We start from the raw sequence: 9,877 nt of genomic DNA on the forward strand, positions 1-9,877 counted from the left end.
GTGAAGGGAATCAGGATGTTCAGCGGGTCGATTCCTGCTTTGGTCACGCCGATCCGCAACGGCGTGATCGACGAGGCGGCTTTCCGGGATCTGATCGACTGGCAGATCGAGAACGGCTCCTCCGCGCTCGTGCCATGCGGGACGACGGGCGAAAGCGCGACCATGACGATCGAGGAGCATGATCGCACGGTCCGGATCTGCGTGGAGCAGGCGGGCGGGCGCGTGCCGGTGATCGCCGGTTGCGGATCCAACGACACGGCGGTGGCGCTGCACCACATGCAGTCGGCCAAGGCGGCGGGCGCGACGGCGGCATTGCTGGTGCCGCCTTATTACAACCGCCCCAACCAGGACGGCGTGATCGCCCACTTCATCGCCTTGGCGAACGGCTGCGACCTGCCGATCCTGCTCTACAACGTGCCGGGGCGCACGGTGGTGGACATCGCGGTGGAGACGATGGCCGTGCTCGCCAGGCTGCCGACCGTGGTGGGCGTCAAGGACGCGACCGGTAATGTCGCCCGCGTATCCGCCCAGCGGGCTGCGTGCGGGCCGGATTTCTGCCAGCTTTCCGGCAATGACGACATGGCGCTCGGCTTCGTGGCAATGGGCGGGCGGGGCTGCATCTCCGTCACCGCCAACGTCGCGCCGCGGCTCTGCGCCGACCTGCAGGCTGCGTGCCTGGAAGGGCGCTATGCCGATGCGCTGGCGTTGCAGGACCGGCTGTTCCCGCTGCACGCCGCCTTGTTCAGCGACGCATCGCCCGGGCCGGTCAAATATGCCTTGTCGCGTGTCCGCCCGGATTTTCCGGCCGAATTGCGCCTGCCGATGACGCCGCCATCGGCGGCAAGCCGCGCGGCCGTGGACGCGGGCCTCGCGCACGCCCATATCGTCTGACATGGCCCGTCCCCGTCCCGCAGAGTTCGACAAGAAGAAGATCGTCGCCGAGAATCGCCGCGCGCGGTTCGACTTCTTCCTGGATCAGTTTTTCGAAGCCGGCATCGCGCTGACCGGCACCGAGGTAAAGTCCCTCCGCTTCGGCGAGGGATCGATCGCGGAAGCCTATGCCGAGGTGAAGGATGGCCAGGTCAGCCTGATCAACGCCAACATCCCGGAATTCAGCCACGGCAACCGCTTCAACCACGAACCCAAGCGCCCGCGCCGCCTGCTGCTGCACGAGCGTGAGATCGACAAGATGCACACCGGCGTGTCGCGGGAAGGCATGACGCTGATCCCCATCTCGGTTTATTTCAACAGCCGGGGGCGGGCCAAGGTCGAGTTGGCGCTCGCCAAGGGCAAGAAGCTGCACGACAAGCGCGAAACGATCAAGGAACGTGACTGGAAGCGCGACGCCCAGCGCCTGATCCGGGAGCGTGGCTGAACGGGACCGGCGCCGCGGGGAGTCGGTGCCGGCGAATCGGGGGATTTTGGACTTGGCGAGCCGTGCTACCCTGTTGCCGTTTCTGCCGGTCCAGCGCGGGCGGCATCATGGCGCGCTGATGGCGGCCGTGCTGGTGCTGGCGGCGCTGACCGTAGCGGTCGGGGCGTGGCAGCTGCTGCCGTCCTTTCTGATCCGCGAGCTGGTGGTCGCCACGGTCGGCGGGGTCGTGGTCGGCGGGGCGGCGCTGATCGCCGCCACCTGGCTGCGGCAGGACAAGCCCTCGCAGCGGACGGTGCGCGACTGGTCGTTGCTGAGCGCGGCGTTCGAGGACGCGCAGGACGCGATCGCCATCACGGACAGTGCCGGCCGGCCGATCTGCGTAAACCCCAATTATGAGGCGCGGTTCGGGTTGATGTCGGCGCCGACCGGCCTGGCGGCTAATGGCGACGATCCGGACATGCTGGCGACGGCGGCGCGCATTGCGCTGCGCGAAGGAATGGCGGATCGGCAGCTGGTGGTCGGCGGGACCAAGGTGTCGCTGATGCTGCGCCGGGGCGGGCGGATCGACGATCACCTGATCTGGCGTTTCCGCGACCATGGCCCCAGCAGCGATTATGGCGTCGCGCGGGAGTTGCTGGCGGGCAGCGGCGGCGACCGGCTGGGCGATGCGGGCGTGATGATGGCCCTGGCCGAGGCTGACGGCACGATCGTGGCCGCCAATCGCGTGTTCGCCTACCGCGTGTTCGGCGATGCCGACCGCAACGTGGCGGGTGCCAACATGGCGGATCTGCTGACCACATCGGCCGATGGGGCCGTGCGGCTGGCGCGCGAGGAGGATGACGAGGCGCAGCCGCTGCGGGTGATCCCGGTTTCCATCGGCGACAATCCGGCTGACGGCGCGTCCGTGCTGCTGATGTTCGACGAGGATCCGGACGCGATGACCGCCGCCGCGGCCCGCGGGGCAGCGACGGTTCACCTCCATGAACTGCTCGCCATGCTGCCCTTGGGGTTGGCGTTGGTGGAGCGCGACGGGCGCTTCCTGTTCCTGAACGAGGCGTTTCGGCGCGCGGCGGGGCTCAACCCGAACGACAGCGCCGTCTATCCGAGCGACATCGTGGCGGAGGAGGACAAGGCCGCCGTGTCGGAGGCGGTGCGCCGGTTCGCGGGCGGGCGCGCGCTGCCCGGCGACCTGGCGGTGCGATTGTGGCACCGGGCGGAGGAGCCGGTCGGCCTGACCATCGCCAACGCCAAGGGGTTGGGCGACGCGGCGGTGCTGCTGAGTTTGAAGGACAATACGGAGGAGTCCAAGCTGAAGCGCCAGGTGGCGCAGGCGACCAAGATGCAGGCGGTGGGCCAGCTGGCCGGCGGTGTCGCCCACGATTTCAACAACATCCTGACCGCGATCATCGGCCATTGCGACCTGATGCTGATGCGCCACGTGCCCGGCGACATCGATTATGACGACATTCAGCAGATCAAGCACAATTCCAACCGCGCGGCGTCGCTGACGCGGCAATTGCTCGCCTTTTCGCGCCAGCAGACGTTGCGGCCGCAGATCCTGCAGCTGCCCGACGTGATCTCCGAAGTATCCAATCTCCTCCGCCGCCTGCTGGGCGAGACGGTGAAGCTGGAGGTGAAGCATGGCCGCAACCTGGGCCTGGTCCGCGCCGACCCGGGGCAGCTGGAGCAGGTGATCGTCAACCTTGCGGTGAATGCGCGCGACGCCATGCCGGAAGGCGGGACGCTGACGATCCAGACCTACCCGGTGACCGCGTCCGAGGTGCGCAAGATGCGCAGCGAAATCCTGCCGATCGCCGACTATACCGCATTGAAGGTGACGGACACCGGCACGGGCATCGCGCCCGAAAACCTGGCCAAGATCTTTGAGCCGTTCTTTACCACCAAGGAAGTGGGCAAGGGCACCGGGCTGGGACTGTCCACCGTATACGGCATCGTCAAGCAGACCGACGGCTTCATCTTTGCCGATTCGGAAGTGGGCGCGGGCACCAGCTTCGTGATCTACCTGCCGGTTCACCATGCGGCCAAGGCGCCGGAGCCGACCGGCCCGGTGCGGGTCGAGCCGACGGGCGAGATGTGGGGCACCGGCACCATCTTGCTGGTGGAAGACGAGGCGATGGTGCGCGCGGTGGCGGAACGCGCGCTGACCCGCCAGGGCTATCAGGTGCTGACCGCCACCAACGGCGAGGAGGCGCTGGAGCTGCTGCTGGACGGGGCGGAGGTCGACTTGCTGATTTCGGACGTGGTGATGCCGACCATGGACGGACCGACGCTGGTGCGGACCGCGCGGCAGACATTCCCGGATCTGAAGGTGCTGTTCATGTCGGGCTATGCCGAGGAACAATTGCGCAAGTCGATCGACATCGAACGGGTTGCGTTCCTGCCCAAGCCCTTCTCCGTGCTGCAATTGGGGCAGGCGGCGCGCGACGCCTTGGTGCCGCCGGCATGACCCGGCGCACGGCCGAAGACGTGAATGAGCCTTTTCGCTTTGACGCTTGACGTCTAAGGGGCGCCGCGATGACTCAACCTCTTTCCGTACTGATCGTCGAAGACGAGCCGCTGATCGCGATGATGATCGAGGATCTGATCGACATCCTCGACCACAAGGTGGCGGGCACCACCGATGCGGTGGCCGAAGCCCTGCCGCTGGTGGAACGGGGCGATTTCGACGTGGCGATCCTGGATGTGAACCTGCGGGACGGGCCGAGCTGGCCGATCGCCGACGCGCTGAGCGGCAAGGGCAAGCCGTTCGTGATCGCGACCGGCGGCCATGTCGATCCGCCGCCGCCCGAACATGCCGGCGCGGTGCAGCTGGCCAAGCCGTTCACGCTCGACAGCCTGAAGGCGGCGCTGGAGCGTATCGCCGCCCGCTGAGGCCTTGGTTCTTTTTTGCCAAAGTTCACCCCTTGTTCTGTAGGAACATTTGTCGTACATGGACGACGACGCGTTGAACGCGATGATGCCATCCTATACGAAGGGTCTCGAACATGGCGGCTTCCCTGAAGGTGATCGACGGCGAGATGATGGGTTCTTCGGAGAGGCAGAAGGCGCTGGACGCCGCGCTGGCGCAGATCGATCGGGCGTTCGGCAAGGGCTCGGCGATGAAGTTGGGCAGCCGCGAGAAGATCGAGATCGAGGCGATCTCGACCGGATCGCTCGGGCTGGACATCGCGTTGGGTATCGGCGGTCTGCCGCGCGGGCGCATCGTGGAAATTTACGGGCCTGAATCCTCGGGCAAGACCACGCTGGCGCTGCACGCGATCGCGGAGGCGCAGAAGAATGGCGGCACGGCGGCGTTCGTGGACGCCGAACATGCGCTGGACCCGGTCTATGCCAAGAAGCTGGGCGTCAACATCGACGAACTGATCGTCAGCCAGCCCGACACGGGCGAGCAGGCGCTGGAGATCACCGACACGCTGGTACGGTCCAATGCGGTCGACGTGCTGGTGGTCGATTCGGTGGCGGCGTTGGTGCCCCGGGCCGAAATCGAGGGCGAGATGGGCGACAGCCATGTCGGCCTGCAGGCCCGTCTGATGAGCCAGGCTCTCCGCAAGATCACCGGATCGATCAGCCGGTCGCGCACCCTGGTGATCTTCATCAACCAGATCCGCATGAAGATTGGCGTGATGTACGGCAATCCGGAGACGACCACCGGCGGCAACGCGCTGAAATTCTATGCCTCGGTCCGGCTCGACATTCGCCGCACCGGGCAGATCAAGGACCGCGACGACATCGTTGGCAATGCCACCCGCGTGAAGGTGGTGAAAAACAAGGTCGCACCGCCGTTCAAGCAGGTCGAGTTCGACATCATGTATGGTGAGGGCGTGTCCAAGATCGGCGAGATCCTGGACTTGGGCGTCAAGGCCGGCCTGGTCGAGAAATCGGGCGCATGGTTCAGCTACGACAGCATCCGCATCGGGCAGGGGCGTGAGAATGCCAAGAATTACCTGCGCGACAATCCGGAGGTCGGCCAGCGCCTGGAACGCGCGATCCGCGCCAACGTCGCCGGGCTGGGTGAGACCATGATGACGGGCCCGGGTGAGGAAGGCGACGCCTGAGGCACCGGCGGCCGGGACGGAACCATGCGTGATCGGAACCATGCGTCATGGTGCGGAATCACGGCGCGGATCTGTCCCGGTTGAATGTGATGTGGACGTCAGCAACGGCCGTGCTGCCCGGCTCTGAAATGCGGTCTTTCTCGATCATGCTGGCGGCTTCGGGAGGGCGAATGTGGTCAAACCTCCCTTGCCGTCAGGCTTTGGTGGCGTAGGCCTGCCAGCCTTTCGCATCGCTGGTAGGCGCTCTCTCGAGGCTTGGCATCAAACAGGCGAAGTCTGCCCCTTCCGTCCGACGGCGAAGCTTTCTTAGGCTCTCGCGGGAAGCGCGCTCCAGGTCGGAAGCGACCCGTATCGAAATCCTGAACTTGCCCCTTTGCGGGAGCATTGTTCATGGCGTGAACGGGTTCCGGAGAGGTGCGGGAATAACCGGGCGGCGGGAATGTAGCCCGCTTAAGCTTCCGCATCGTGGGTGGAAGCGGGGTTTGGCTGCGTTGGCTTGGCATGGGCCAGGAAAGTAATCCGTCGGCTCGGGAGCTGCGATGCATCGGGGGGTCGAATGCGACTAGGCAAACGGGATCGTTTCGCTAGCGTGGAGGGATGATCCAGACACCTACACGTCGCGGGGTTCTTGCAGGAGCCGCCGTGCTGGCCGCATCGCCCGCCATTGCCGCGCTGCCGGAGACGACGGGATCCGCGCCGATCGGTCGGGCGGAATATGAGGCGCGGATCGCCAAGGCGCAAAGGTTGATGCGGCAGGCGGGATTTTCGGCTTTGCTGATCGAGTCGGGATCGTCACTGACCTACTTTACGGGCGTGCGCTGGGGGCGGAGCGAGCGGTTGACCGGTGCGGTGATTCCGGCGGCCGGGCGGATCGGGATCGTCACGCCGCACTTCGAGGAGCCGTCCGTCCGCGAAAGCCTGGCCGTGGAGGCGGAGGTCCGCGTCTGGCAGGAGGACCAGGATGCGCTGACGGTCGTGGCGGGGCTGCTGCGCGATCGCAAGGTGGCATCCGGCCCGATCGGGATCGAGGAGACGGTGCGCTATTTCGCGGTGGATGGGCTCGCCAAAGCCCTGCCGCTGGCGGTGATCCGGTCAGGCGCAGGCGTAGTGCGGGGGTGCCGCATGATCAAGTCGCCGGCCGAGATCGCTTTGATGCAGCGCGCATCCGACATCACGATCGCGGCCTACCGCGACACATATGGCAAAATCGCGAAGGGGATGACCCGCGACGACATCGCCAAGCTGATGGACGCCGCCACCCGCGCCCGAGGCGGCGAGCCGGAGTTCAGCCTGGTGCTGCTGGGCGAGGCATCGGCCTATCCGCATGGATCGCACCAGCGTCAGGTGCTGGCGGACGGCATGACGGTGCTGATGGACTGCGGCTGCACGGTGCAGGGCTACCAATCCGACATTTCCCGCACCTTCGTGTTCGGCGAGGCATTGCGCGAGCAGCGCATGGTGTGGGATCAGGTGCGGCGGGGGCAGACGATGGCCTTTGCCGCCGCGCGGGTCGGTACGCCGGCCGGCCAGATCGACGATACCGTGCGGCGCTATTATGAGAGCCTGGGCTACGGGCCCGGCTACGCCCTGCCCGGCCTGCCGCATCGCACCGGCCACGGCATCGGCCTGGACGGGCATGAACCGGTCAACCTGGTGCATGGCGAGACCACGCCGCTGGCGCCGGGCATGTGTTTCTCGGATGAGCCCGGACTGTACCTGCCCGGCAAGTTCGGCGTCCGGCTGGAGGATTGCTTCCACATGACGGAGCAGGGCGCGCGCTGGTTCTCCACCCCGCCGACTTCGATCGATCGACCGTTCGGCTGAAGCTTCCCTTGGGGCGCGGCTGGCCTTACATCGCGCACATGACATCGACCAACGACATCCGCCGATCGTTCCTCGACCATTTCGCGTCCGCCGGCCACCGCATCGTGCCATCGGCCCCGCTGGTGCCGCACAACGACCCGACATTGATGTTCGTGAATGCCGGCATGGTGCCGTTCAAGAACGTCTTCACGGGCCTGGAAAGCCGGCCTTATTCGACCGCGACCAGCAGTCAGAAGTGCGTGCGCGCCGGCGGCAAGCATAACGACCTCGACAATGTCGGCTATACCGCGCGCCACCACACCTTCTTCGAGATGCTCGGCAATTTCTCGTTCGGGGATTATTTCAAGGAACAGGCGATCACCCACGCCTGGACCCTGCTGACCAGGGAATGGGGCATCCCGGCGGAGCGGCTGACCGCCACCGTCTACCACACCGACGATCAGGCGTTCGACCTGTGGAAGAAGATCGCCGGCCTGCCCGACCACCGCATCATCCGCATCCCGACCAAGGACAATTTCTGGGCGATGGGATCGGACGGGCCGTGCGGGCCATGCTCCGAAATCTTCTACGACCATGGCGACCATATTCCGGGTGGCCCTCCGGGCAGTCCGGATGAGGATGGCGACCGCTTCGTCGAGATCTGGAACCTGGTCTTCATGCAGTTCGTGCAGGAGGCGGACCAGATCGTCGGCGACCTGCCGCGCCCGTCGATCGACACCGGCATGGGACTGGAGCGCGTCGCGGCCGTGCTGCAGGGCGTGCACGACAATTACGACACGGACACGTTCAAGGCGCTGATCGCCGCATCGGGCGAGCTGACCAGGAGCGCCACGGACGGGCCGAACCAGCCGTCGCACCGGGTGATTGCCGATCACCTCCGTTCGGCGGGCTTCCTGGTGGCGGACGGGGTGCTGCCGGCGAACGAGGGGCGCGGCTATGTGCTGCGCCGCATCATGCGCCGCGCGATGCGCCACGCGCACCTGCTTGGCGCGTCCGAGCCGCTGATGCACCGGCTGGTGCCGGCTTTGGTGGCGGAAATGGGCGCGGCCTATCCCGAACTGGTCCGCGCGCAACCGCTGATCGAGGAGACGCTGCGGCTGGAGGAGACACGCTTCCGCCAGACCCTAGCCAACGGCCTGCGCCTGCTGGACGAGGCGACGGCGGGGATGGGCGAGGGCGCGACGCTGCCGGGCGCGGTGGCGTTCAAGCTCTACGACACGTTCGGCTTTCCCTACGACCTGACCGAGGACGCCTTGCGCGCGCAGGGGTTGAGCGTTGATCGCGCCGGGTTCGACACCAGCATGGCCGAGCAGAAGGCCGCCGCGCGCGCCGCGTGGAAGGGATCGGGCGAGAAGGGCAGCGAGGAGATCTGGTTCGACATCGCCGAGGAGCAGGGCGGCACGGAGTTTACCGGCTATAGCGGCCATGAGGGCGACGCGCAGGTGGTGGCCTTGGTCCGCGATGGCGCGCGGGTGGAGGCAGCCCACACCGGCCAGGAGGTCGTGATCCTGACCAACCAGACGCCCTTTTATGGCGAAAGTGGCGGGCAGATGGGGGACGCCGGGCAGGCTTCGGGCGGCAACGGCTTCGAGGCCGAGATTGCCGACACGTCCAAGCCGCTCGGCCGGCTCCATGCCCACAAGGCGACGGTGACGGGCGGGGAGATCAAGGTCGGCGACACCATCCATCTGGCAGTGGACGTGACGCGGCGGAGCCAGCTGCGCGCCAACCATTCCGCCACCCACCTGCTCCATGCGGCATTGCGGCACCGGCTGGGCGGGCATGTGACGCAGAAGGGCAGCATGGTCGCGGCCGAGCGGCTGCGCTTCGACTTCTCGCACCCCAAGGCGTTGAGCGCGGAGGACATTGCGGTGGTGGAGGCGGAGGTGAACCGCCACATCCGCGAAAATGACGCGGTAACGACGCGGCTGATGACGCCCGACGATGCGATCGCGGCGGGCGCGATGGCCTTGTTTGGGGAGAAATATGGCGACGAGGTGCGCGTGCTGTCGATGGGCCGCGGCGATGATGCCGCCTGGTCGGTGGAATTGTGCGGCGGCACCCACGTCAACGCGCTGGGCGATATCGGCGTGTTCAAGATCGTGGCGGAAAGCGCGGTCTCCTCGGGCGTGCGCCGGATCGAGGCGCTGACCGGCGAGGCGGCGCGGCTGTGGCTGACCCATCGCGACGAGCGGCTGCGCGAGGCCGCCGCCGCGCTGAAGACCACGCCGGAGGAGGTGCCGGCGCGCATCGCCAGCCTGGTCGAGGAACGGCGCAAGCTGGAGCGCGAACTGGCCGACGCCAAGAAGGCGCTGGCGCTGGGCGGTGGCGCGGCCAAGTCCGATGCCGAAGCACCGGAGCAGATCGCTGGCACCGCCTTTGTCGGCCAGGTGATCGACGGGCTGGACCCCAAGGGGCTGCGCGGGCTGGTGGACGAGGCCAAGGCGCGGCTGGGTTCGGGCGTGGCGGTGCTGGTGGCGACCAACGACGGCCGCGCGTCGGTGGCGGTTGGCGTGACCGCCGACCTGATCGGGCGACTGTCGGCGGGCTTCGATCTGGCGCAGAGAAACGCCTGCGTCTTCCGCCGCGTCGTGGAGCATAC

7 protein-coding genes are annotated in these 9,877 nt (G+C 66.9%); all 7 read left to right on the forward strand.

The window, feature by feature from the left end; translation table 11 throughout:
* Window positions 1-15: 15 nt before the first annotated feature.
* Complete coding sequence (gene dapA / locus Q0D93_RS13415) at window positions 16-891, forward strand: 4-hydroxy-tetrahydrodipicolinate synthase (RefSeq protein WP_294395244.1); 876 nt, start codon at window positions 16-18, stop codon at window positions 889-891.
* A gap of 1 nt (window position 892) precedes the next feature.
* Entirely contained in the window at window positions 893-1,375 is a 483-nt protein-coding gene (gene smpB / locus Q0D93_RS13420) for an SsrA-binding protein SmpB (RefSeq protein ID WP_294395246.1), read from the forward strand.
* A gap of 118 nt (window positions 1,376-1,493) precedes the next feature.
* On the forward strand, window positions 1,494-3,842 hold the full coding sequence (locus tag Q0D93_RS13425; protein WP_294395254.1) for an ATP-binding protein: 2,349 nt from the start codon (window positions 1,494-1,496) through the stop codon (window positions 3,840-3,842).
* A gap of 68 nt (window positions 3,843-3,910) precedes the next feature.
* Window positions 3,911-4,267, forward strand: a complete 357-nt coding sequence (locus tag Q0D93_RS13430) for a response regulator (protein ID WP_294395247.1) — start codon at window positions 3,911-3,913, stop codon at window positions 4,265-4,267.
* A gap of 113 nt (window positions 4,268-4,380) precedes the next feature.
* Window positions 4,381-5,451: a recombinase RecA gene (gene recA, locus Q0D93_RS13435; RefSeq protein WP_294395249.1), complete on the forward strand. Its 1,071-nt coding sequence runs from the start codon at window positions 4,381-4,383 to the stop codon at window positions 5,449-5,451.
* A gap of 597 nt (window positions 5,452-6,048) precedes the next feature.
* Window positions 6,049-7,275, forward strand: a complete 1,227-nt coding sequence (locus tag Q0D93_RS13440) for a Xaa-Pro peptidase family protein (protein ID WP_294395251.1) — start codon at window positions 6,049-6,051, stop codon at window positions 7,273-7,275.
* Between the two features lie 38 nt (window positions 7,276-7,313).
* Window positions 7,314-9,877: alanine--tRNA ligase (alaS, locus tag Q0D93_RS13445; RefSeq protein WP_294395252.1), on the forward strand; the 2,564-nt coding region annotated here is incomplete at its 3' end.

Origin of the sequence: uncultured Sphingomonas sp. (genome assembly GCF_934560975.1) — a bacterium.
Lineage (GTDB): Bacteria > Pseudomonadota > Alphaproteobacteria > Sphingomonadales > Sphingomonadaceae > Sphingomonas_I.

Coding starts and splice junctions, on each gene's coding strand:
- dapA (WP_294395244.1), top strand. CDS start 16: ATGTTCAGCGGGTCGATTCCTGCTTTGGTCACGCCGATCCGCAACGGC.
- smpB (WP_294395246.1), top strand. CDS start 893: ATGGCCCGTCCCCGTCCCGCAGAGTTCGACAAGAAGAAGATCGTCGCC.
- Q0D93_RS13425 (WP_294395254.1), top strand. CDS start 1,494: ATGGCGGCCGTGCTGGTGCTGGCGGCGCTGACCGTAGCGGTCGGGGCG.
- Q0D93_RS13430 (WP_294395247.1), top strand. CDS start 3,911: ATGACTCAACCTCTTTCCGTACTGATCGTCGAAGACGAGCCGCTGATC.
- recA (WP_294395249.1), top strand. CDS start 4,381: ATGGCGGCTTCCCTGAAGGTGATCGACGGCGAGATGATGGGTTCTTCG.
- Q0D93_RS13440 (WP_294395251.1), top strand. CDS start 6,049: ATGATCCAGACACCTACACGTCGCGGGGTTCTTGCAGGAGCCGCCGTG.